Annotated in this window: 26 protein-coding genes; 16 read left to right on the top strand and 10 right to left on the bottom strand. The window is 53.7% G+C overall.

Going from position 1 to position 24102, the window contains the following annotated elements; all coding sequences use genetic code 11:
• Positions 1–9 precede the first annotated feature (9 nt).
• Positions 10–1017 carry a PucR family transcriptional regulator gene (locus tag ACE99V_RS05195; RefSeq protein WP_400490066.1) on the bottom strand — a complete coding sequence of 336 codons (1008 nt, stop codon included), beginning with the start codon at positions 1015–1017 and terminating at the stop codon, positions 10–12.
• 42 nt (positions 1018–1059) lie between these two features.
• Entirely contained in the window at positions 1060–1965 is a 906-nt protein-coding gene (locus tag ACE99V_RS05190; protein ID WP_400490067.1) for a metallophosphoesterase, read from the bottom strand.
• Positions 1966–2132: 167 nt separating this feature from the next.
• On the opposite strand from ACE99V_RS05190, the gene acsA reads away from it, so the two are divergent.
• The 3 genes from acsA to ACE99V_RS05175 all read left to right on the top strand — a co-directional run bounded on the left by acsA (position 2133) and on the right by ACE99V_RS05175 (position 5631).
• A complete protein-coding gene (gene acsA / locus ACE99V_RS05185) occupies positions 2133–3848 on the top strand; it encodes an acetate--CoA ligase (RefSeq protein WP_400490068.1) in 1716 nt (571 codons plus the stop codon).
• 123 nt (positions 3849–3971) lie between these two features.
• Positions 3972–5078 carry a PRK06851 family protein gene (locus ACE99V_RS05180; protein ID WP_400490069.1) on the top strand — a complete coding sequence of 369 codons (1107 nt, stop codon included), beginning with the start codon at positions 3972–3974 and terminating at the stop codon, positions 5076–5078.
• Positions 4963–5631, top strand: coding sequence for a permease (locus ACE99V_RS05175; RefSeq protein ID WP_400490139.1), 669 nt, complete (start codon positions 4963–4965; stop codon positions 5629–5631). Before ACE99V_RS05180 ends, ACE99V_RS05175 begins: the two co-directional genes overlap by 116 nt.
• A 34-nt stretch (positions 5632–5665) precedes the next feature.
• On the opposite strand, the gene ACE99V_RS05170 is transcribed toward ACE99V_RS05175, so the two are convergent.
• From ACE99V_RS05170 to ACE99V_RS05145, 6 genes are all read right to left on the bottom strand, one after another.
• Positions 5666–6580, bottom strand: coding sequence for a metal ABC transporter permease (locus ACE99V_RS05170; protein WP_400490070.1), 915 nt, complete (start codon positions 6578–6580; stop codon positions 5666–5668).
• Positions 6577–7929, bottom strand: a complete 1353-nt coding sequence (locus ACE99V_RS05165) for a metal ABC transporter permease (RefSeq protein WP_400490071.1) — start codon at positions 7927–7929, stop codon at positions 6577–6579. Before ACE99V_RS05165 ends, ACE99V_RS05170 begins: the two co-directional genes overlap by 4 nt.
• Positions 7926–8714, bottom strand: a complete 789-nt coding sequence (locus tag ACE99V_RS05160; protein ID WP_400490072.1) for a metal ABC transporter ATP-binding protein — start codon at positions 8712–8714, stop codon at positions 7926–7928. The genes ACE99V_RS05165 and ACE99V_RS05160 overlap by 4 nt, the downstream gene beginning before the upstream one ends.
• A 19-nt stretch (positions 8715–8733) precedes the next feature.
• Positions 8734–9684: a metal ABC transporter solute-binding protein, Zn/Mn family gene (locus ACE99V_RS05155; RefSeq protein WP_400490073.1), complete on the bottom strand. Its 951-nt coding sequence runs from the start codon at positions 9682–9684 to the stop codon at positions 8734–8736.
• A 188-nt stretch (positions 9685–9872) separates the two neighbouring features.
• The gene (locus ACE99V_RS05150) at positions 9873–10532 is read right to left on the bottom strand and encodes a response regulator (protein ID WP_400490074.1); all 660 of its coding nucleotides are present in this window, start codon (positions 10530–10532) and stop codon (positions 9873–9875) included.
• On the bottom strand, positions 10525–11337 hold the full coding sequence (locus tag ACE99V_RS05145; RefSeq protein ID WP_400490075.1) for a sensor histidine kinase: 813 nt from the start codon (positions 11335–11337) through the stop codon (positions 10525–10527). The genes ACE99V_RS05150 and ACE99V_RS05145 overlap by 8 nt, the downstream gene beginning before the upstream one ends.
• A 109-nt stretch (positions 11338–11446) precedes the next feature.
• Between ACE99V_RS05145 and thiD the strand changes: the two genes are divergently transcribed.
• From thiD to ACE99V_RS05085, 12 genes are all read left to right on the top strand, one after another.
• Entirely contained in the window at positions 11447–12241 is a 795-nt protein-coding gene (thiD, locus tag ACE99V_RS05140; protein ID WP_400490076.1) for a bifunctional hydroxymethylpyrimidine kinase/phosphomethylpyrimidine kinase, read from the top strand.
• 108 nt (positions 12242–12349) lie between these two features.
• Positions 12350–12562, top strand: a complete 213-nt coding sequence (locus ACE99V_RS05135) for a hypothetical protein (protein ID WP_400490077.1) — start codon at positions 12350–12352, stop codon at positions 12560–12562.
• Between the two features lie 41 nt (positions 12563–12603).
• Positions 12604–13683, top strand: coding sequence for a spore photoproduct lyase (gene splB, locus ACE99V_RS05130; RefSeq protein ID WP_400490078.1), 1080 nt, complete (start codon positions 12604–12606; stop codon positions 13681–13683).
• A 208-nt stretch (positions 13684–13891) separates the two neighbouring features.
• A complete protein-coding gene (locus ACE99V_RS05125) occupies positions 13892–14548 on the top strand; it encodes a deoxynucleoside kinase (RefSeq protein ID WP_400490079.1) in 657 nt (218 codons plus the stop codon).
• 30 nt (positions 14549–14578) lie between these two features.
• Positions 14579–15265, top strand: a complete 687-nt coding sequence (locus ACE99V_RS05120) for a deoxynucleoside kinase (RefSeq protein WP_400490080.1) — start codon at positions 14579–14581, stop codon at positions 15263–15265.
• 111 nt (positions 15266–15376) lie between these two features.
• Positions 15377–17134: a hypothetical protein gene (locus ACE99V_RS05115; protein ID WP_400490081.1), complete on the top strand. Its 1758-nt coding sequence runs from the start codon at positions 15377–15379 to the stop codon at positions 17132–17134.
• Between the two features lie 90 nt (positions 17135–17224).
• Positions 17225–17974 (top strand): class I SAM-dependent methyltransferase, encoded by a 750-nt coding sequence (locus tag ACE99V_RS05110; RefSeq protein WP_400490082.1) that lies wholly within the window; start codon positions 17225–17227, stop codon positions 17972–17974.
• A gap of 80 nt (positions 17975–18054) precedes the next feature.
• Complete coding sequence (locus tag ACE99V_RS05105; protein WP_400490083.1) at positions 18055–18339, top strand: 4a-hydroxytetrahydrobiopterin dehydratase; 285 nt, start codon at positions 18055–18057, stop codon at positions 18337–18339.
• Between the two features lie 41 nt (positions 18340–18380).
• Positions 18381–18701 (top strand): hypothetical protein, encoded by a 321-nt coding sequence (locus tag ACE99V_RS05100; protein WP_400490084.1) that lies wholly within the window; start codon positions 18381–18383, stop codon positions 18699–18701.
• The gene (locus ACE99V_RS05095; RefSeq protein ID WP_400490085.1) at positions 18698–19465 is read left to right on the top strand and encodes a DUF3109 family protein; all 768 of its coding nucleotides are present in this window, start codon (positions 18698–18700) and stop codon (positions 19463–19465) included. The genes ACE99V_RS05100 and ACE99V_RS05095 overlap by 4 nt, the downstream gene beginning before the upstream one ends.
• A gap of 96 nt (positions 19466–19561) precedes the next feature.
• On the top strand, positions 19562–20071 hold the full coding sequence (locus ACE99V_RS05090; protein ID WP_400490086.1) for an acyl-CoA thioesterase: 510 nt from the start codon (positions 19562–19564) through the stop codon (positions 20069–20071).
• Between the two features lie 71 nt (positions 20072–20142).
• Complete coding sequence (locus ACE99V_RS05085) at positions 20143–21063, top strand: aldo/keto reductase (RefSeq protein ID WP_400490087.1); 921 nt, start codon at positions 20143–20145, stop codon at positions 21061–21063.
• A 90-nt stretch (positions 21064–21153) separates the two neighbouring features.
• Here ACE99V_RS05085 and ACE99V_RS05080 read toward each other — a convergent pair whose 3' ends face one another.
• Positions 21154–21567, bottom strand: coding sequence for a thiol-disulfide oxidoreductase DCC family protein (locus tag ACE99V_RS05080; protein WP_400490088.1), 414 nt, complete (start codon positions 21565–21567; stop codon positions 21154–21156).
• Positions 21568–21591: 24 nt separating this feature from the next.
• Positions 21592–22821: an aminopeptidase gene (locus ACE99V_RS05075; protein ID WP_400490089.1), complete on the bottom strand. Its 1230-nt coding sequence runs from the start codon at positions 22819–22821 to the stop codon at positions 21592–21594.
• A gap of 98 nt (positions 22822–22919) precedes the next feature.
• Here ACE99V_RS05075 and ACE99V_RS05070 point away from each other — a divergent pair, with 98 nt between their 5' ends.
• Positions 22920–24095, top strand: a complete 1176-nt coding sequence (locus tag ACE99V_RS05070; protein ID WP_400490090.1) for a chromate transporter — start codon at positions 22920–22922, stop codon at positions 24093–24095.
• Positions 24096–24102: the final 7 nt, after the last annotated feature.

The raw sequence follows: 24102 nt of genomic DNA, 5'->3' as shown, positions 1-24102 counted from the left end.
CAAAATCGGTTAGTCGTTTTGCCGAAACAGGAGGGAAAGCTGCAGCAGGATGGCGTCGGAAAACTGGCGAGGGTCCAGTTTCGTCTGTTCCGTCAGCTTGTCCAGCCGATACAGGAGGGTATTGCGGTGCAGATACAGCCGGCGCGCCGTTTCGCTTACGTTTAACTGCTGGGAGAAGAACGTCTCCAGCGTCTCGAGCTGTTCACCCGTCAACGACGGAGCAGGCAGGATCGAGCGCAAGCCGTCACGCAAAGCGTTTACGACGGAGGGATCAAGCAGATCCGCCCAGCGCTCCAGCGGATACTGCCACGTGCCGGCCGCCATAACACGCGGACGATAGCGCTGCAGTGCTTTGGAAAGGGCGACAGCGTCACGCAGCGCATTCGCCAGGTGAGCGGGCTGATGGATGGGCGGAGCGGCGATTACCCGAACCGTGTCAACCGTCTCCGTTGAAAGCAGATCGTGCAGACTGGTTGCCAGTTCCAAAAGCGAAGCCGGCTCCTCTGCCTCAGAAAGGGCAGAGAGCGGAACGGCAAGCAGCAGGTAGACGGGTGTAAGAGGCAGGAGCATGACACCGGCAGCCGGGAAAAAATCCTGCAGGAGCTGCTGCCACATCTCGCTCCGGCAGATACTTTCCGCGCGAGTGCGTTCCAGGAGAAAGCAGGCGCGCTTCTCTCGCCAGGTGAACCTTGTCTCTATCTGTTTCGGAAGGGGAGTTTCGGCTCCGCTCAGCACCCCCTGCAGCCATCCCGTCAGCTGATCATGGAGCGGCGTTATTTGTTCAGGCTTTGTCAGAAGCAACGACAAAAGGGCCCGCGCGGACGCCGGCCAGCTTTTATTGGGGATCACCACGTGCAAAATTTCACCGTGTACCCTCAGGTGCTGCACAATTTCATAACCGTCTGCCTCATATTGTGCCAGGAGTTGTTCCCAGTCGTGCTCGGGGCAGCTCTTCACCTCGATCGGCAAGCGGGTTGCCTGCCGAATCTGTTCCACTTCTTTCTTCCATAGTTCCAAAACAGAGACCTCCGCTGCTCAGTCAACTGTTCCTATTATAGCTTATTCGATGGCCAAAGTGGGAGCCGCCTCTGACTGCGGGAAGGAATTCAGCTCGGAAGCAGACGAATGCTGCAGAGCTGATGCCGGAGCCAGTGTATGCACCGTAATCTCCGGGCGAGAGCGAAGGCGAATGTTCAGCCCGGTTTGCCCCAGGCCTTCACTGATGTAAAACGGGCGATTGTCGTAGAAATGCAGGCCTTTTACCATGTTCATTCTGGGCAGCTTGCCCATTTTGACAAGGTGATAGGGCTTGGGCCAGTGAATTTGTCCTCCATGGAAGTGACCGGACAACAAGTAGTCGTACTCGTAGTCTTTCATGTGCAAGACGACGTTCGGGTCGTGGGTAAGCACCAGCCGTACGCCTTCAGCGGCAACCCCTTTAAACGCTTTGGCAAGGTTGCTGCGGCGGGTGGCATAGTCGTCCACCCCAATCACATGCAGAGTTTGTCCGTTGTGCACGAGCGTCATGCTCTGGTTTACCAGCACGTGACAGCCAATTCGCTCCAATTCGCTTTTCAACTGGGCCAGCTTGTTGGGGCGAAGGACGTAATCGTGATTGCCGAAAACAACAAACGTACCCAATACCGGCTTGAGCTGCATCACAGTCTCCACATAGGAAACGGCCTTTGGGATGTTTCTGTGGCGATCCAGCAGGTCGCCGGTAATTGCGATCAAATCGATGGGCTGTCCGAAGTGATCCTCCACGATTCGCTCCGCCGGGACGGACAGGTTCTCCATATGCAGATCGGACAGGTGCAGGATCCGAAGCGGCAGCCATTTTTCTGTATCTTGAACACGCTCCGATGGACGAATGGCCACAGAGACGGTTTTCGTCGACAAATCAAACGTATTGCGATAAGCTCGAAGGAAAACGATAGCGACAAGCAACAGACACAACAGCCACATCCTTTGCTGTCACCTCTACTTTCTATAGCAAAATCGATCTCATTATACAAGATTTCATGACAGTTTTCTTATGAAGATACTGGGAGGAGGAATTTGACGGGAAACGAAGAAATATTACGAAAGTTGAATGAAAAAGAATCTTCAGTCTTTACGAGGAGAGTGGGAGAATGAAAGTGGAAATGATTCCTGTTGTCGAGGGTCAGTTCAACCTGAAAAACTACGAGGAAGCATACGCGAATTTTGACTGGGCAGAGGTAGAAAAGCAGTTCAGTTGGTATGAAACCGGCAAGGTGAACATGGCGTACGAAGCGATTGATCGCCACCTCCAGACAGAACGGAAGGACAAGATTGCCCTCCACTACAGTGACCAGACAAGAGAGGAGAGCTATACGTTCGCGCAGTTAAGCCAGCTGTCGAACCAGTTCGGCAACGTGCTGCGCAGCCTGGGGATCCAAAAAGGAGATCGCGTGTTCGTCTTCATGCCGCGTACGCCCGAGTTGTATGTAAGCGTTCTCGGCACCTTGAAGGTCGGTGCGATCGTCGGTCCCTTGTTTGAAGCGTTCATGGAAGCTGCAGTCCGTGACCGTCTGGAAGACAGTGAAGCGGTGGCAATCGTCACGACGCCTGCGCTGCTCCCGCGGGTCCCTGTAAAGGAACTGCCTGCTCTCAAGCACATCATTGTCGTCGGGGCGAAGGAAGAACTCGCTGAAGGCCAGTTGAGCTATGAAGCTCTGATGGGAGAGGCTTCGCCTGAACTGGAGATCGAATGGGTGGACCGTGAAGACGGAATGATCCTGCACTACACCTCCGGTTCGACGGGCAAACCAAAAGGAGTGCTGCATGTACACAATGCCATGATTCAGCACTACCAGACAGGAAAATGGATACTGGATCTCCAGGAGGATGACATCTACTGGTGCACAGCCGACCCCGGCTGGGTAACGGGTACGGCGTACGGCATTTTCGCTCCGTGGCTGAACGGAGCCACCAACGTCGTCCGCGGCGGCCGTTTCTCGCCGGAAGGTTGGTACCAAACCATCGAAAAGTACAAAGTGACCATATGGTACAGCGCCCCGACTTCATTCCGGATGCTGATGGGGGCGGGTGACGAGATCGTAAAGCAATATGACCTCTCTTCGCTGCGCCACGTGCTCAGTGTGGGCGAACCGCTCAACCCTGAAGTGGTTTACTGGGGGATGAAGGTATTCAACCAGCGTATTCACGACAACTGGTGGATGACGGAGACAGGCGGACAGATCATCTCCAACTACAAGTGCATGCCAATCAAGCCGGGTTCCATGGGCAAACCGTTCCCCGGCATCTACGCGGCGATCATTGACGACCACGGCAACGAACTGCCGCCGAACCGCATGGGCAACCTGGCGGTCCGAGTCGGATGGCCGTCCATGATGCGTCAGATCTGGAAGAACAAGGCGAAGTACGAAGAGTATTTCCGCTTCCCCGGCTGGTATGTTTCCGGCGACTCTGCTTACAAGGACGAAGATGGCTACTTCTGGTTCCAGGGACGCATCGATGACGTGATCAACACGGCTGGTGAGCGCGTCGGTCCGTTTGAGGTGGAGAGCAAGCTGGTCGAACACCCGGCGGTTGCCGAAGCCGGAGTCATCGGCAAACCGGACCCGGTTCGCGGCGAGATCATCAAGGCATTCATCTCCCTGCGGGCAGGCTACGAACCGAGCGACGAACTCATGGAAGAGATCAAGAAGTTCGTGAAGGAAGGATTTGCTGCACACGCCGCTCCGCGTGAGATCGAGTTCCGCGACAAGCTGCCGAAGACCCGTTCCGGCAAGATCATGCGCCGTGTTCTCAAGGCGTGGGAGCTTGGATTGCCGACGGGCGACCTCTCCACGATGGAAGACTAAATCACAAGCACTCTCCTGCTCAACTCGGCAGGAGAGTTTTTCTTTGGGCAAACACCCACGGGAAAACGGACACATACACTATCCATGGATGCAAGCAGGCAAAAACAAGGAGAGTGGTTTTTCGTGGGCAAACAAGAGAGAAACATTTATGCAGGCGGAAATACTGCGAAGGGGTATCAGCATTTTTATGACTCGGTCCTTAAGGGACTGGACCGTGTGTTGATTCTCATCGGGGGGACCGAGCAGGAGATTTCCAGGCTGATTGCAACCATTGGGAAAGAAATGTCCAACAGGTGCCTGGACGTGGAGTGGATCCATTCTCCTTTTGTCAACGATGAATATGATGGTGTTATGATTCCCGGCTTGAAAACGGGCGTCGTCAATGGAAACTACCCGCGGTCGATCCATCCAAAGGCTCCCGGCGTCATCGAAACGTTTGTCGATTTGACTCCAGCCATCCTGACGGAAAAACTTCAGGGACAAAAGACAAGGATCGTGGAACTGCATGAGCAAATCGCTCAATCCTGCCAAAAAGCGTATGATTCGTTTGCGCAGGCGCTGCAAATTCACGACGAGTGGGAGTATTTTTACATCAACGCGCTTGACCGCAAGAAAGCAAACGACGTAACAGAAGAACTGGGTCATATGCTGTTGGGAGAACACTCGCTTCCGAAAAAGGGGCGCTCCCGCCACATGTACTTCGGCGCGGCAACACCCAAAGGGCCGGTTGATCACATTCAAAGTCTTACAGCCAATCTCGAGAAGCGTTACTTTATAAAAGGCAGACCCGGATCAGGAAAGTCAACCATGCTGAAAAAGCTGGCCGCCGAAGCCGAACAGAAGGGATACGACGTAGAAGTGTACCACTGCGGCTTTGATCCGAACAGCCTTGACATGCTCGTGATCCCGGAACGGAGCGTCGCGATCTTTGACAGCACGGCACCGCATGAGTATTTTCCGTCAAGAGTCGGCGATGAGATCGTGGATATGTATGAACGGACGATTGAGCCGGGAACGGATGAGAAATTCGCCGTCGAGCTTGCCGAGATCAAAGAACGATATTCCGCAAAAATGAAGGAGGGAACCGGTTATCTTGCCGAAGCAAAGGGAATGCGTGATCAACTCTTTGCAATTTACAGCCAGGCCACCGATCCCAAGTTGTTGGAGACCATCGTTCATCATACGCTCGCGGAATGTATCAGGATGGCTGAAGCGGCCACAACCGAATAGGTCTGCTGCACAAAAACCCTGCTGGAACACCTCTGGCAGGGTTTCCCCGTGTTCGGAGCAGGTTCGGCGCTGGACGCCGAAGCATCCCCTGATCGCCATTCCGTTCGCAAGCTTGCTCGGCTTTTTGTTTCCCGTATGTGAATGTGCCATCATCCCGGTGGTTCGCCGCTTGATACAAAAAGGCATGCCGGTGCACGTCGGGATCGTCTTTCTGCTGGCGGGACCCGTCGTCAACCCGGTGGTGCTGACATCTACCTACATAGCGTTTCAGCGGCAGCCCGACCTGGCGATGTACAGGGGGCTTGGGGCGGTTGTCGTAGCGGTTCTCGCCGGTTTGGTGATGTGGGCAATCACCCGCGGCAATCCGCTTCGGATCGGCGTAGAGAGAGTGATTCGCCACGAGGCTACCCACTACGAAATGGTGCGGGGGCAGCTTGAACTGCGAACCGTTGACGGATATGACATGCTTGTCCTGAAAGCGGCGAAGATCGAACAGGTGAAGGCGCCGAAAGATCCGTATGTGTACTACAACTACGGAAACGCCGGGGAATAGAGAAAAGGGAAACAAAAACCCGCCTGAATGGAAATCAGGCGGGCTTTTGGCGTTTTCTATACGATTCATGCTGTTCGCCCATGCGGACTTTTCGTTGGGCGATCGTTTTGGCTACAACACCGTGGCGGGGAGAAAAGAGGAATGCGAGCAGGAAAAGGAACCCGGATACCGCTGTCATGGCGCCCGCAATGGAGCTGTCAAGCCAGGAGGCCAGCAGATAGCCAAGCACCGAACATAACACGCCAATCACGATGCTTAAAAGCAGCATGACGTGCAGACGGTCCGTCAGCAGGTAGGCGGTTGCGCTCGGTACGACCATCATGGCCACCACCAAAATGGCGCCTACGCTTTCAAACGCTGCCACGGTGGTCAGCGAGACAAGCGTCATCAACAGGTAGTGGAACAGGACAACCGGTATGCCGACGGCGGCAGCCATCGCCGGATCGAAACTGACCAGTTTAAACTGTTTGAAGAACAGGCCGACGATCAGCAGGCTGAACAGGAAGACGCCGCCCACACCCCATACGGCACGCGGTCCCAGATCCATTCCGCCGATCTGCCAGGTATCCCACGGCACGTAGGCGATTTCCCCGTACAGGACGCAATCCAGGTCGAGGTCAACCTGTTGGGTGTACAGCGAAACGAGCACCACACCCACGGAGAAGAGTGCGGTAAAGGTAACACCGATTGCCGCATCCGACTTTACCCCGCTCTGGTGCAGCAGTTGCACGATAAAAACGGTCAGCATCCCGATGATGGCGGCGCCGACCAGCATGGGCAAGGTTTCCCGGCTGCCGCTGAACAGAAAGGCGATCACGATGCCGGGGAGAATGGAGTGGCTGATGGCGTCTCCCAGCATGGCCATTCGGCGCAGGATCAGAAAGCAGCCCAAAAACCCGCAGGATGCCGCCACCAGTGCCCCCGTAAGGATGATCCAAAAGGTGTTCATAAGGAGAGCCCCCCTTGGTTGGTGGGATGAATGTGTCCGCTCACCAGCATGGTTTCACTTAATTTTGGCGTCAGATTGTACGCCTCCAGCTGCTTCAGCATTTGCTCCAGCACCTCTTCAGAGAGTTGGGGTACCAAAAGATCCCGATTTTGATCGATCGGCAGGGAATTGTACTGGTTTTCATTCATGTGGTAGACGTCCCACAGACGCTGGTTCAATACCAGTTGATGCGCCTGCCGCAGTCCTTCCGGTGTAAACGTCCACCCTTGCTTGCCGGAAGCGCTCAGTCGCTCGGTTACAAGCCCTTGACGCCGCAGGGATTGCATGGCCCGCCGAATCGAGTTGACACTTTTTCCGCTCTTTTCCACCAAGTTCTCCTCCTCATACCCGCGATGGAAAGCGGATGCTCCGCTGCTCAGGCTTTGTTCCATGCGCTCATAAAGTGCCTGCAGCACATCTTCCTGCAGCACCCGGTTTCGCAGCTGCAGGAAACGGAACAGGCGCGCAACCACCCCGCGACGGGGAGAGAAGAGGAGAGAGAAGACGAAAAAGCAGGTTGCGGCCAGGACGATGGTCGGTCCTGTGGGCAGGTTTTCCAGCTGTGTGCTGAACAAGGTGCCCAACGCACCGCTTAAGGCGCCGAACAAACCGGAGAGCACCACCATGACCCCCAGCTTATCCGTCCAGTAACGGGCGGTTACCGCAGGGGCGATCAGCATGGCGGCAACCAGCACGACGCCGACTGCCTGCAGGCCGATCACAACGGACATCAGTAACAGAAGCATCAGGAGGCCGTCCAGGAATCCCATGGGAAAGCCAAGTCCCCGCCCGAAGCCCGGATCAAAAGCAAGCAGCTTGAATTCTTTAAACAGGAGCGCCGTCATCAGGATCAGGACAGCGGAGACGATGATAATGGTCGTTACGTCCGATGAAACCAGTGATGCGGCCTGCCCGAACAGGAATTTGTCCAATCCGCTTTGGTTGCCGCTTGCGCTGTGTTGTATAAAGGTGAGAAGGACAATCCCGATGCCGAAAAATACGGAGAGCGTCAGGGCAAGGGATGTATCCTCCTTGATGCGGGTATGGCGGGAGATGGCCGTGATGCAGTAGGTGGCGAGCAATCCGGCCACGCCGGCGCCGATCAGAAACAACCCAATTGATTTCGAGCCGGTCAGCATGTAGACGAGGCAGACACCCGGCAATGCTGCATGAGCCAAAGCATCTCCGACCAGGGAACGGCCCCGCAAAAACGCGAAGCAGCCCAGCACGCCGCTGCTGATGCCGAGCAGGATGCAGCCGGTCAGCACCCATTGCGTGTTGGGGTCTTGCAAGGCGAGCCAGATATTCATCGGGCATCCTCCTCATCGACTGTCGAATCGGACGCGAGGAGGACTTGATTGCCAAAAATGTGCAGCCGCCCGCCATACGTTTTCTGCAGGTTTTCCGCTGTAAAGGTCTCTCTGGTCGGTCCAGCGGCAATGATGCGGCGATTCAGCAGGATCACCCAGTCAAAATATTCCTCCACCGTTTGCAGATCGTGGTGGACGACCAGCACGGTCTTTTTTTGCTGCTTCAATTCGTTGAGCAGTTGGATAATCGCCTTTTCCGTAGCCGCATCCACTCCGGCGAAGGGCTCATCCATGAAGTAGAGCTGTGCTTCCTGGGCCAGAGCCCTGGCCAAAAATACGCGCTGCTGCTGCCCGCCTGACAGCTGGCTGATCTGGCGGTCGGCGTACTCGGCCATGCCAACCTTGCGCAGGCATTCCAGAGCGAATTCTCGATCGGACTTGCCGGGGCGGCGAAACCACCCGAGCCGTCCGTAGCGACCCATCATGACCACATCGAGCGCATCGGTTGGAAAGTCCCAGTCCACTGATTCCCGCTGGGGTACATAACCAACCAGTTTGCGCTGCATTTTATACGGTTTGCCGTAGATGTCCGTCTGCCCGGACGCGACCGGAACCAAGCCCAGCACGGCTTTGATAAAGGTAGATTTACCGGCGCCGTTCGGGCCGATGATGCCGATCAGTTTACCCTCGGGAACCTCCACGTTTACGTTGCGGAGCACCGGTTTCTTCTGATAGGCGACGGTCAAGTCGCGAACTGCCAGCGGTGTACTAAGCGTCGCTGCCATTGCCATCACTCCTTCCTGACTACTGTAGGGCTTTCACGATCGTGTCAACGTTGTGTTTGACCATCCCGATATAAGTGCCTTCCGGTGTGCCGGGGGCGCCCATGGCATCGGAGAAGAGCTCGCCGCCGATGATGACGGTGTGGTTTTTCGCTGCTGCTCCCTGCACAACGGCTTCGATGGAGCGCTTGGGTACGGACGACTCGACGAAGACGGCTTTAATTTGGCGCGATACCAGTGTATCGACAAGACCTTGCACGTCTTTTAAGCCGTATTCGGACGCCGTGCTGATGCCTTGCAGGCCCATTACCTCCACATCGTAGGCGCGGCCGAAATAGTGGAAAGCGTCATGAGCGGTAACCAGTACGCGACGCTCTTTGGGGATGGTGGCGAGTTGGTTGCGAGCGTACTCGTCAAGTGCTTTCAACTCTTTCAGATACTTTTCAGCGTTGACCGTATAGGTATCCTTGTGTGCCGGATCGAATGCGGCGAGATCATCACGTACCTGTTCTACCGCTTTCATCCACAGGGATACATCGAACCAGACGTGCGGGTCCGGGCTGTTGGGTGCAGCGGGATCAGCCAGCAGCTGTTCCTTGGTCAAACGGGCAGTAACCGCTTTGACCGGCTTTTTCGCGCCGATTTTTTCGAAGATCTCCACCATTTTTCCTTCCAGGTGAAGCCCGGAATAAAAAATGATATCGGCGTCGTTGATACGCTTGATGTCTCCCTCGGACGCCTTGTACAGGTGAGGATCGACGCCGGAACCCATCAACTGAGTCACTTCGACGTGGTCTCCCCCTACCTGTTTCACAATGTCGGCTACCATCCCGGTGGTTGTCGTCACTTTCCATTTTCCGTTCGCAGTCCCGCCGGATTGTCCTTCACTGCTGCATCCTCCAAGCAGCAAGACAAAGGCAAGCAAGCCGACGGACCAGGTTTTCCAACCGTTGAAACGATGCAAAAAATACATCGTTTGTCCCTCCTCCAAACTTTTTATCTACACGCATTTTTGTTTCCCTAAGGCAACTTTATCACAAAATAATGACGCTGTGCAACACTATTTTACTTGTGGAAAAATGTTTCCTCGAGGCAAAAATAGCAGCCAGACGTCTCATGCGCGTTTATGTGATTCAGAGTATGAGGGAGAGTGTGCAACTGTTACCCGCCCATTTGTTTTTTCTCCAGGTGATGCCGTGCTGCATAGGCGGCCAGCTGCACCCGGTTCGTCAGTTGAAGTTTCTCCAGGATATTTTTGATGTGATTCTTTACCGTATTTTCCGCGATGATCAACTGGTCGCTGATCTCCCGGTTGGTTTTTCCTTCGCCGACGTACATGAGTATTTCTCTTTCCCTTGGCGTCAGCACGTCCGGACCAGGTTCATCTGGGATCTCCTGGCGGCGAAAATGATGCAGCAGACGGTTCGCCATTTCACGGGAGATATCGCTGTCTTCATCCAGCAAGGCATGCAGATAGGCAATCCAATCATCCGGCTCCAGGTTTTTCAGCAAATAACCCTGAGCCCCGAATTGGATGGCGGAAATGAGATCTGCCACGTCGTCGGAGACGCTGAGAATGACTACCTTGATGTGCGGATAGGCTTTCTTCACTTCACGAGTGGCTTCCAATCCGGTCCATTTCGGCATGTTGATATCCATCAAGACGAGATCGGGTTGCAGTTCCCCGCATAGCCGGTACGCTTCCTCTCCGTCGGAAGCTTCCCCGATGACACGAAAAGACGGATCCTGATCCAGCAGGCTGCGAATGGCCATCCTCGCCATGGGATGATCATCGGCAATCAGTACGCGGTATTCATTCATGTCCATTTCCTCCGTTTCCTGCAGCAAGGCGTATTTCCGTACCGCCAGCTGCTCGCGGCGCGATGGTGATGACCGCGCCCAGTTGCTTGGCTCGCTCCCTCATCATGGCAAGTCCGTATTTTTTAGACCTCTCGTCTGTTTCTCCAAGTCCCACTCCGTCATCCTGTATGACCAGCTCCCATCGTCTGTGTTCTTTGGTCGTCAAGCGAATCCAGGCATGACGGGCCTGAGCGTGTTTGCGAATGTTGGCGAACGCCTCCTGAATAATACCGAACAGCTGGACTTCCTCGGCGGGTGAAAAAAAGCCGTCTTTCACCGTCAGGTCTGGGGTAACATCCACTCCCGAAAGAGCGCTCCACTGTCCCAGCCACTTCTCCACGCGCTGCGGAAAGCTGCTTCCTTCTTCCGGAAGCGAGCGCAGGTTGAAGATCGCCTGTCGTACGTGATTATCGATGGCCGATACAGCGATGCGGGCGTCATCCAATTGTCCCTGTTTCAGCTTTACGTTGAGAAAAAACAGCGATTGGGCAATGCCGTCGTGAAGTTCCCGGGCCAGTCGTTCCCGTTCCTCGTACACGGCGCGACGAGCCTGTTCCACCACCAGTCTGGCGTTCATCCGTTCAATTTTCCGAAACATCCAGGTTGCAAACAGAAACGAAAGCAGCAGGGTTAACAACGTGATGTAGACGTTTCCCGTCTCCATTGACATGTATGACAGAAGAAAATCGTGACGGACAAATTCAAACCCGCCGATCACAATGGGCGGGAGCAGTACGGTTAGCCAATACAGCATGCGATACGTCATGTGAAATCCCTTCCTTGTCCAAGCAATCACTACTAGTATACCGAAGCGGACGGGCTGATGATATACTCGAAAAAGAGACAGATTTTCGTGTGAGAGGAGTAAAAATAAGATGGACAAACGAAGAACCGCTCTGACTGTCGCCGGTTCGGACAGCGGAGGCGGAGCAGGGATTCAAGCCGATCTGAAAACATTTCATCAATTTGGTGTATACGGCATGAGTGCCATTACTGCCATTACGGCGCAAAATACGCTCGGAGTGGCGGGCGTTTATCCGCTGCCCACAGAAGCCGTGATTCAGCAGATGAAGGAAGTGCTTCGCGACATCGGGGCCGACGCGGTGAAAACAGGCATGTTGTTTCATGCTGAGATTATTGAAGCGGTTGCGGAGGAAATTCGTGCGTTTCGCCTTCACAAGCTGGTCGTAGACCCGGTGATGGTGGCAAAAGGAGGAGCGAAGCTGCTGCTCGATGAGGCGATCCATGCCCTAAAGCGCCATCTGCTTCCGTTGGCCGAGATCGTCACCCCCAATCTGCCGGAAGCGGAGTGCCTGACCGGAATGACCATCCAAACGCCGGAGGAGATGAAGGAGGCTGCCAAAAAGATTCACGCCATGGGCGCCCGCCACGTATTCATCAAAGGAGGGCATCTCGACTCAGACGACATCGTCGATCTGCTCTTCGACGGTCAGTCATTCCACGAGTTTGGACACCCCCGCGTCCATACCAGACATACCCACGGCACAGGCTGCACCTTTTCCGCGGCGTTGACCGCAGAACTGGCAAAAGGTACGACCCTGCTTCAGGCGGCAGAACGGGCCAAGCGTTTTATTGTAGAAGCCATTGCTACTGCCCCTCAAATCGGCGGAGGCCACGGCCCGACCAATCACTGGGCTCGGATTGAATAGAAGTCAAGCACATGGCCCGGGCAGATCCCGGGTTTTTTTGTTTTTTTCACCAATCGCCCAATTCCTGCTTACCATAAAGGAAAAGGGTGAGAGGACGGAACGGATTACATGTGGACAAAGTGGGTTACCATACACGAATCCTACGGCCTGCCGCGAGCTGCGCAAGAGTGCAGGCGTTTTTTGGAAAACAAGGGCATTCGGGTGAGGCTTTTGTCCAGAAAGACAAAGCGAGCGGGCCACCTGTATGCCCTGCAAGTTCCAGTCGACCAGCAGCAGGTGGCAGAGGAACTGCTCCACGCTTACAAGAAAAGCTTGTATTGAGGAAAATTCACCGGGGATACTAGCGGCAAGGGGGAATTCGCATGGCAACCACCTTGTTGGAACGCCCGGAAACCGTGGAGCAGGCGGAAAGCCGCTCGAAACTGTTTGTACCTGACCTGGTGTTCGTTGAGCCCGCAGCGTTGGATTACCCGCTGGGGGAGGAGATTTACCAACGCTTTAGGCAGCAGGGTATTCCCATCCGGATGACCACCAGCCACAACCAGGTGCGCGGCATCCCCGGGGATACCGAGGTGGAGCAGTACCGCAACGCGAAGCGGACATTGGTCGTCGGCGTGCGCAAAACGTTGAAATTCGAGACGTCCAAGCCTTCAGCCGAATACGCCATTCCGCTGGCAACCGGCTGCGCCGCTCACTGCCACTACTGTTATCTGAATACGAACATCGGGACAAAGCCGTACATTCGCGTCTACGTAAACACGGACGAAATCCTGTCCCGGGCGGAAACGTACATTCGGGAACGGGCGCCGGAGATCACGCGGTTTGAAGCGGCCTGTACCTCCGACCCGATCAGCATCGAACACATCACCGGCAATCTGAAGCGGACCATCGAATTCATCGGACGGCAGAAATACGGCCGGCTGCGCTTTGTGAGCAAGTTTCACCATGTCGATTCGCTTCTGGATGCCGAGCATAACAAGCATACCCGTTTTCGCTTCAGCTTGAATGCGGATTACGTGATCAAGAACTTTGAGCCGGGAACGTCGACCTTTGAACAACGCATCGAAGCGGCCGGCAAGGTGGCGAAAGCCGGGTACCCGCTCGGGTTTATCATCGCCCCGCTGTACTGGTTTGAAGGCTGGGAGGAGGGCTATACGCACCTTTTGGAAAAGCTGAACCGCCAGTTGGTGCCGGAAGCGATGGAAGACTTGACGTTTGAGCTGATCCAGCACCGGTTTACCAAGATCGCGAAAAAGTTGATCCTCCAAAGGTACCCCAAGACGAAGCTGGAGATGAACGAGGGAGAGCGCAAGTACAAATGGGGGAAGTACGGAAAAGGGAAATACGTCTACCCCGACGTGAAGGCAAAAGCGCTGCAGGCTCACCTGGAAACGGAAATTGCGCGTCTGTTTCCAAAAGCGCGAATCGAGTACTTCACGTAAGGGAAATGGATTCCAAAGCTCGCTGCGCTGTTTGCTGGCGGGCTATTTCTATACAGGTACTTGGAAAGGGTGCTGGCCCCGCCTGGCGCAGCACTTGCTACTGCCGGGCGGGTTGTGTCGACCTGCTTCGAATCATTTCGACAAACATGGATAAGCATGTTACAATATTTCTTGCTCTGATTTCGTTGGAAAGGATTTGTACGCCATCATGAAGTCTATCTTAGTTACGGTCGAGGGACCGATCGGCATCGGCAAGACCTCGTTGTCGAGAGAAATCAGCAGGGCTTTCGGGTTGGAGCTGTTGGAAGAAATCGTGTACGAAAACCCGTTTTTAGGAAAATTTTATCAAAATATTGCAGAGTGGAGCTTCCAGTTGGAGATGTTTTTTCTCTGCAACCGCTACAAGCAGCTGCAGGATATCCGCAATCATTATCTGGCAAAAGGCACGTCCGTAGTGGCTGACTACAATATTTTTAAGAATACGATTTTTGCCAAACGGACACTGAGCGACGAGAACTTACCGAAGTATCTGAAAATTTACGATATCCTTACCAGCGACATTCCGCAGGCCAATTTGGTCATTTACCTGACAGCGTCCATCGATACCGTGATGAAGCGGATCGCCATGCGGGACCGGGATGTGGAACGCAACATGGATGTGACCTACATGGAAAACCTGATTGCAGACTATAACGAATTTATGCAGGAATTTGAACGGCATCACCCGGAAATCCCAGTCCTGAAGTTTCAGTGTGATGACCTGGATTTTGTACATAAACCGGAAGATCTGCGTTACGTGATGGGACAGATTGAGCCGATCATAAAAACGCTTACACAGCAAGAAATGCCGCAATCATCCAGCTAACTCATATCTTGGAAATAAGGAGTAACGTTCATGTCGGATTTTAAGAACAGTCATTTGCGAGAAAAATACGGAATCCCCAGCAACGCTGTCATCACCATCGGCGGAACGGTCGGTGTGGGCAAATCGACGTTTACCCGCGCTCTTGCTGACCTGCTCGGTTTTCGCGTCTCCGTGGAGAAAGTGGACAACAATCCCTATTTGAGCCGATTTTATCAGGATTTTTCGCGATGGAGCTTTCATCTGCAAATCTTCTTTTTGGCCGAGCGTTTCAAGGAACAAAAGCGGATGTTCGAATACGGCGGAGGGTTTGTGCAGGACCGTTCCATTTACGAGGATACCGGTATCTTCGCCAAGATGCTGTACGAGCAGGGGCATATGACGGAAGAAGACTACGCAACGTACACACAGCTGTTTGAAGCGATGGTCATGACGCCGTACTTCCCTCATCCAGACGTGCTCATCTATTTGGAGGGCAGCTTCGAGGATATCGTTTTGCGTGTAAAGGAGCGAGGGCGTCCCATGGAGCAGCAGACTCCGATTGGTTATTGGGAGGACTTGTACCATCGATATGAAAACTGGATCAATTCGTTCACGGCCTGTCCGGTATTGCGCATCAATATCAACGAATATGATGTCGTGGAGAACCAGGCCTCAGTGGAAGTGGTACTCTCCCGACTGGCCGAAAAGATTCAGCTTGTTCGTTCCGTACGCGGCTGACAGTCCCCAAACCTCAGGGAGCCTGATTCCCTGAGGTTTTTCCATACCGCAAGACATGTGCTCCTATGATAAGATAGTCCTTAGAGAGAAGCAATTCAGGGGGAATCACGATTGAAGAAATGGCTTGGGCTTCCAGGTATGCTCAGCTTGTGTCTGTTCATAATGGTTGGAATATTCGCGCTACAGGCAACGCCCTCGTACGCTCCGACACATCAGATTGAGCATGAGGCGCCCGAGGAGGAGCAGCTGGCGTTTGAACGTGTCGTCCAGCGTATTTTTATCGGGCAGGAAGATGAACGCGGCAGTTTTAAAGTGGTCGAGTTTGAGAGCGGCAAATTTCCCCAGAAGCCGATTCAGTTGGCCATCCACACCAGGAAAGCGTATGTTCATGTGGATGTTGCCACAAGCCAACCCCTGGAGCAGGTGGAACATTTCTTTTCTCAATTCAACGTCACCGGAAACGTGAAATACAGCTCAACCGTTCGGGAGATATCGGAGAACAATTACCAGCTGTCCATGCACTTTGACGAGATCCCCAAGCAATTTGCGCTTCAGTTCGGCCATCTCCCCAAAATCACGTTAAAGCGGATGGCGCCGCTTCAGGTAACCATCGGGCCAGAAGACGAAAACGGCGCGACGATGCTTTTGGCCGGAGAATTCGACATCTCCAGCACACTCTATGTGTCGGAAGGACAGGATGTGGTCAATCTGCGTTTTTCCGAGCCGATGGTGGAGGAAGATCAGATTGGTTTCTGGATACCGGACAGGTTCGGATCGTGGCAGGACCCGCAGACGTTCCAACTGCATCTGCGACGGGTTTACGACAAGACATTGAATCTGGTGTCGCTCTACTCCTTGAATGGCAACTACCTTCCGCCATCCTTTCAAGCATTTGAAGTGAAAAAAGTGCCTCCGCGTGACTGGGTCGATTTGGTTACGGGGAAAAAAGTAGGCTTTAGCCGGTTCGACTCTTTTTATGACGCTCTCGTTTTCTCTCCGAAGCGGGACAGGTACGTTGGATTGATCGACAGAGGGGGCAGTCAGGGAGACGGAGCCGGCCGCTATTTTGCCATCGTACTGGAACAGCAGGGGAAACCGCCGGTCGTGGTGGAACCGTACTTTTACAGCGATGTGCTGACACATGGGTCTTTGGTCCAGTGGCTTGACAACGAACGGTTCGCCTTCGCCACCTACTACGGCGCCTATGTGTACCACCTGGCCAATGGGGCAAAGCAGGAGTTGTATTACAATCAGTCCCATTCCGCGGAGGGAGCCATTCAGGAACTGGCGGTCGATCGGCTTCGTCACGAAATATATCTCCTGCTAAGCTACCTCAAGGTGGAAGACGGCGAAGAGACCTATCAGATGGACAAATGGACGTACGATGCCCATACACTCGTGCGTAAAAAGGAAGAGCCGTATTCGGAAACGTTTTTGACACCCAAGTCCAAGCTGCAGGAGCTGCCGATTCACGTGCGAAAAAACGGCGTGTATTACACAAAGGCAACCGATGCTCCGAAAAAGGTGCGAACGACGTTTGTCAGCCGCGAAGGGAGTACGTGGACAGTGGAGGGGCAGGTCGTGTGGGCTGATCATGACGGTCACGCGGTATTGATACGAGACCGCGATGCTGCCGGCAAGCCTATGGAAAAGATCAGCTGCTGGTGGGAGATCGGCAAAAAGCCGCAGCCGCTTCCTCAAGTGTTCGGTACGGTACAGCCGCTCGGGCCGTACGTCGTTTCCGACGATTCGATCCGCTACTACATGCTCGACCCGAAGCGGAAAAAGTGGAACGAACTGCCGTTGGCGGAAACGGACGTCTTGCTTCCGGTGCAGGAGGAGACAGCGTTGTACCGTCGCGATAAATAAGGTTCTCTCCCCCTAAGTGTCGGGGAGCGCTCTTGTTGATGCCGCCTGTGGTATAATAAGGGCATCATGGTTCCTAAAGGAGTTTGCTACATGGAAGAATGGTTTGAGAGAAGTTTTCGGGAGGATTACGTGCTTGTTTACAAGCATCGCGACGAAGCCTCCGCGGACGCAGAGATTGCCAACCTGCTGACCCGTTTGCCGATCAAGCGCACCGGCAGAGTGCTGGATCTGTGCTGCGGCAGCGGCCGACATTCGCGTGCGTTGGCCCGCCGAGGCTATGAAGTCGTAGGGGTTGACCTGTCCTCTGTGCTTCTTGAACTGGCGGAGGAACAGAACACGTTCCCCAATCTGCGTTATTACCGGTATGACATGAGGGAGATTCCCTTTGAAAACGAATTTGATATCGTCGTCAACCTGTTTACCAGCTTCGGCTATTTTTCCACCGATGCGGAAAACGCCAAGGTCATCGCGAATATGGCAAAAGCATTGAAACAGGGGGGAGAAGTGGTGATTGACTACCTCAACCCTGCGTATGTCAAGGCCAACCTCGTGTCCCATTCAACCAAGGAAGTATCTGGTCTGTATATTGAGGAAGAGCGCTGGCTGGAAGACGGCTTTGTGAAAAAACGTATCATGGTCAGGGACGCCGAGTCGCAAGAACCCCGTACATATGTGGAGCAGGTTCGCCTGTTTGAAGCGGAAACCATGTCAGAGATGCTGAAGCAGGCAGGGTTTGGCCGGTTGCAGGTGTTCGGCGACTACGACTTCAACCCCTATGCCGGCGAAACCTCGCCGCGTATGATTTTCTACGCGGTAAAAGAAGGCCTGGGACAAAGCTGATAAGCGTGACTAACCCCGATGGTTTCTGAATATGATGGTGATAACCATGAACGTTCATCCGACTAAAGGGGGACTTCGCGATGAGCAAACTTACGCTGGAGCAGGTAAAACTTTATTTGGGCAAAGTGCCCGGATGGAGGTTGGCAGAGGACCGAATGGCCTTATACCGTACCTATCATTGCAGTGATTTTCGCACGGCCATCAGTTTTGTGAATCGAGTGGCAGAACAGCTGGAGCAGGACAATCAGCACGTGGAGATCCGCATCTGCGGAAGCGCCGTCACCTTTACTTTGGCGACAGGAGAAGCAAAGGGACTGACGGGAAAGGACTTTGCACTTGCCCAAGCGATCAGCAAGGTAAGTTGACGGTTTGCGATAGCGGTGAGGAAAGAAGGAGAGTGGCAGAGATGGACATTCAAACACACGAACAATTGGTAACGCTGTTGGAGTCAGAGTACCGCGGGAAAGAGGCTGCGATTCTATTTACGCAATGGGACACAGACAGTGAGGACGAAGAGGTAACCCAATTCCGCGGACAGCTGGTGAGCGTGAAGCTTTGCGACAACGAATTTGGTGAAAAGGATCTGACGCTTTCCTTTGAGGTGGACGAGGAGCAAGTCGTGGAAGTGCTGATGGAGATCCCGGCGGAGGAAGCGGATCTCGGCTCGCTCGCAGAGAAACGTCTGCATATTTACGGCACGGAAGCGGAGATCGTGTTGGAAGCATGAGCCGCTTGCATCAATACCGGTATGTTGGCACGCCCGACCCGATGAACGAACGGGAAGCGTACCAGTGCAACAAATACCTGAAGCGAAAGAGGCTTAGCCTGCTTACAGTCGGCCGATTTCTCGTTGACGCGGAAGCGCTGCTCACCCCGATTCATCTGGACTGCTTCAACTGTCGCGCCGTTCATCGCGAGTCGTGCTGTAACGGTCAACCGTATGCTGTAGAGAGCTGGCAAATCCCCCTGCTCGAGCTGGAGGCGCTGAAAATCGCCGAACGATTTATGCCCGAACGAGAACAGGAACGGGTTCGTCAGGGGGGCATCTGGGAGCAGGGAAAGAGTGCAGGCACCATACGCGTTAAGCACGATAGCTGTGTGTTCTACAATGAGATTGACGGGAAACACGGCTGCTCCATTCATGCTCATGCGGAGCGCAGCGGTCAACCGGTCTATCCGATCAAGCCGTTCAGCTGTCAACTGTATCCGCTCGATCTCATCGAGGTGGGGGACCAGGTGTTGGTGACAGCACTGAACGAGGAGACGGCGCCGTTTTCCCGCTGGGGAACGGAGTACCTTGACCACTTTCTCTGTGCCAATCTAGACCGAAGGAGACTGGCGAAGCATCTCGATCCCTCCCTCTTCGCCGTAGAGGGCTATCGGCCGGCATACCAGTGGGGGGTTCCGTTTTTGCGCCATGTGTTGGGAGCGGAAGCGGCCGAGAGCGTGGAGCGGCTGCTGTCGGAGAAGTGGGCAAAGCAAGAAGCGTAGAAGAGCGCTGCGGTTCTTTTAGTTTGGATCAAATTTGGAACGCGATTTTCAATTGTGGTAAGATGTTGTGTATTGCCACTTGGAAGGAGCCCAGAGATGAAACCAATCACGACAAAAGAATCAAGAACCGTCCAGGCCTCCATCGTCCAACCCTCCGACACCAATTTTCACGGCACCATTTTCGGTGGAACAATGATGGCGTATATAGATGAAGTGGCAGCCATCGCTGCGATGCGACACTCGCGCAGACCCGTGGTGACTGCTTCCATTGACTCCATCGACTTTCTGTCACCTGCCAAAATGGGACATTCCGTCTGCCTGGAAGCGTTTGTTTCCTCTACCGGAAAAACGTCCATGGAGGTTTTTGTGAAAGTCATTTCCGAAAATCTGCTGACTGGTGAACGCACCTTGACGGCCACGTCGTTTCTTACGTTTGTGGCGCTCGGCGACGACGGCAAGCCTACTCCCGTTCCGCCAGTCGTTCCTGAAACGGATGAGGAGAAGTATCTGTTTGATACGGCAGAGGAGCGCAAGGCGATGCGCAAGGAACGCAAGCGCAGCACGGAGGCGTTCGTCAGCCAGCTGAATATAAAGAAAGGCATATAATGAAGGAATCCATCACGCAATTGTCCAAGTAATCTTCTGGCTGATCAATCGACGGAGAAGGAGTTGTTCGAATGAAATACCGTAGACTTGGAAAAACGGGCCTGAAGGTGTCCGTTGTCGGAGTGGGGACCTGGCAGTTTGGAGGGGAATGGGGGAAATCCTACACGCAGGAAGAAGTCGACCGGATCCTGGCGACCGCGAAGGAAACGGGCATTAACCTGATAGATACCGCAGAATGTTACGGGGATCACCTGTCCGAATCTTTTATCGGGAAGGCAATTCAGAATGAGAGGCAGGATTGGATTCTTGCGACCAAGTTCGGGCACAAGTTTCACGGACATCTGGATCGGGCCAACCACTGGTCCCCCAAGGATGTCCTGAAGCAGCTGGAGGATTCTTTGCAGGCGCTCCGGACTGATTACATCGACATTTATCAATTTCATTCAGGCGGGGACGAATTCTTTGACAATGATGATCTCTGGACGATGTTGGATAAGCAGGTTCAGGCAGGAAAGATCCGTCATCTGGGAATCTCGATCGGCAGCAATGACAACCTCCATCAGACGGATGCGGCAAGCCGAGTGAATGCGAAAGTGATTCAGGTTGTCTACAACCGCTTAGACCGAAAACCGGAGGAGCGCGTATTCCCTTCCTGTGAGAAGCAAGACCTTGGCGTACTTGCCCGTGTGCCTCTGGCGAGCGGTTATCTCAGCGGGAAATACAAGCCGGGCGCAGAATTTGAAGCCAATGATGTACGGAATCGACATGATCGGGAACAGCGCGAAGAAAAACTCCAACTCGTGGAGAAGATCAAGCGGACGGAGGTGCCGGAAGGCGTTAACATGGCAGAGTGGGCGCTGGCCTGGTGTCTCCAGCACCCGGCTGTCACCTGTGTGATTCCGGGATGCAAGGATGTGGACCAGGTGCAATCCAACGCACGGGCTGCAGATCTGGAGATGGTACGGGAAGATCATCCGCAGGCGTGGAAATAGGCTGAATAAAGAAAGGCTCATACATTTCTGTATAGATCAGGATGTAGGAGCCCGTTTTTATTATCGTATACGATCATGATCGAAACAGCGTTATTCCAAAAAACGATCCTTCCAGTCCGGGCGGGGAAGCAAGCAGTGTTCACGCTTGCCGAACCATTGGTAGCGGTTACGGGCTACCCAATCGTAGAGAGTATTGCGCAAGGGAGCGGGGATCAGGATGAAAGCGTAGAGAAGCGGCCAGATCCCCCGCAGCTTTCGGGTGACACGCAGAACTGCAGCCGATTTTGTATAGAGGCGGCCGTTGTCGATCAGCACGACGGAGCTGATTTCATCTGATGGGTAATGATAGTGTGCAAGCAGCCGCTTCCCGATGGAGGACTGCAGGGACGCAAAGCGAATGCTTCCCGAGCGGTCGCGAGGAAGGATAAACTGTACGGTTCCGCTGCAAAGATTGCATTCTCCATCGAACAGCAGAATGGTCCCCTGGGTGATGGGCTGCTTCATCAGCCATGCCTCCTCCTAGAGTGGTTAAAACGCCCAGTTGCCGCTTCGAAACAAGGGCTCTCTTTTCCCATCGGCAGTTTCCCCGTCAATATTCATCTCAGCCGATCCGATCATAAAATCCACGTGGGTGAGGCTGGTATTCAACCCTTTCTGCTCCAATTCTTCCCGGCCCATGCCCGCTCCTCCTTCGATGCAGACAGGGTAAGCGTTTCCGATAGCCAGATGGTTGGAAGCATTTTCATCATACAAAGATTCAAAGAAAATCAGATTGGATTGGGAGATGGCAGACTGGTGCGGAACCAATGCAACCTCTCCCAGGTAATGAGAGCCTTCGTCCGTTTCAATCAGCTCTTTTAACATGACATAACCCGATTCGGCAGAGAAATCCACAATACGCCCCTTTTCAAAGGTCAGGGAAAAGTTCTCAATCAGGTTGCCGTTATAGCTTAACGGTTTTGTACTGCGCACCACGCCGTTCACGCCTTCTTTTAACGGAGCGGTAAAGACTTCTTCCGTCGGCATGTTGGCCATGAAGGCGATCCCCTTTGCATTCACGTCGCCTCCCCCGATCCAGATGTGGTTCGGCGGCAGTTCGATGGACAGGTTGGTGCCGGGTGCTTCATAGTGCAGGTATTTGTATTGCTTTTCATTTAAGTAGGATACTTTCTCATTCAGATTCGCGTGATGTTCCTCCCATGCCTGGATCGGGTCCTCCTGATCGACGCGGGTGGCATGGAAGATGGCGTTCCACAGGGACTCCGTCCGCTCCGGTTCGGCAAGGTTCGGAAATACCATTTCTGCCCATGCCGAAGAAGCGACCGCGATCACCGACCAGCTTACCTGATTGGACATGGTATAATTTCTGAACGTATTCATCGCTTGTCCCGCCGCTTTTCTAGCTGTTGCCAGGCGCTGTGGATTAACGCCCTTCAGCAAGTTTGGATTGGGAGCGACAATGGACAGGAACGCGGCCCCGTCTTCCGCCATTTGTTCATACCCTTTTGCTTTCCACAAAGGGAACTCTTTAAACGCTTCATCGGGAGCTAGGTCGTATTTCATACGGGTCAGCTCATCGTCCGTCCATTCGATATGTACATTCTTTGCCCCGGCTTCATACGCTTTTCTCGCAACCTTTCGGACAAAATCAGCGGAGGAGAGAGGGGCTGTTACGACCAGGGTTTGTCCCGGCTGTATATTAACCCCGACCTTCACGGCCAATTGTGCGTAACGGTCAAGCATCTTTTCCAATGTCATTTGGAACCTCCTATAATAGTAGGGTAGGGAGATGCTATCATTATACCAGAGAAATTTTTTTATCGAAATTTTCCAATACGCAAGGAGACAAAAGAGAAATGAATGGACGAAAGCCATTATGGGAAGTTTTACTGGTTTCCACGAAACTTGGGTTAACCTCGTTTGGAGGTCCGATTGCGCATCTTGGATATTTTCATGAGGAATACATCCGACGTCGCCAGTGGATGGATGAGCGAAGTTATGCCGATTTGGTTGCCTTATGTCAGTTTCTGCCCGGCCCTGCAAGCAGTCAGGTGGGGATTGGCATAGGAGTGATGCGCGCAGGATTGTTGGGAGGCATTGCAGCCTGGATTGGGTTCACCCTTCCCTCCGTTATTGCCCTGGTCCTTTTCGCCTATCTCCTTCAAGGATTCGATCTGGGGAATGCCGGGTGGATTCATGGCTTGAAACTGGTGGCTGTGGCCATTGTCGCTCATGCCGTACTGGGTATGGGGCAAAAGCTTGCGCCTGATCGAAACAGAGCGACCATAGCCATTCTTGCCGCCACGATTGCGTTGTTATGGCAGACGGCAGTTAGTCAAGTGTTCATCATTGTTGCAGCAGGACTTGTTGGATTGTACCTTTACAGGGACCATCACATGACTGAACTGCCTGAGATTCGAGTTCCGATCCGGCGTTCCGTTGCGCTCATATGCCTCCTGTTATTTTTCGGCTTCCTATTTGTATTACCATTGCTTCGAAATGGCAATTCCATTCATTGGCTGGCTGTGTTTGACAGTTTTTACAGGGCAGGTTCCCTCGTTTTCGGCGGAGGGCACGTTGTTCTCCCGTTGCTGGAAAGAGAGGTAGTTCCTGCGGGATGGCTTGACAAAGATGACTTCCTTGCCGGTTATGGAGCCGCTCAAGCAGTGCCGGGACCATTATTTACGTTCGCCGCGTATTTGGGAGCGATGATGGGAGGATGGTTGGGAGCAGCCGTTGCCACAATCGGTATCTTTCTCCCTGCATTTTTGCTCGTCATCGGAACCTTGCCTTTTTGGGATTCTCTTCGAAGGAAACCAGCGATCCAAGGTGCACTTGCCGGGATTAACGCAGCCGTTGTAGGAATCTTGTTGGCTGCTCTTTATGATCCCATTTGGACCCGTTCGATTCAGGGACCGATCGATTTCGCGCTGGCTTCCATCTTGTTTCTCATGCTTGTTTTCTGGAAGACCCCTCCTTGGGTAGTGGTGATAACCGGCGCTTTAGGAGGAGTCCTCCTTCGTTTCATGTGACTGTGGT

It is taken from the genome of Brevibacillus soli (assembly GCF_044759095.2).
GTDB lineage: Bacteria > Bacillota > Bacilli > Brevibacillales > Brevibacillaceae > JBIYSM02.
This window is presented reverse-complemented; position numbering and strand designations above follow the sequence as displayed.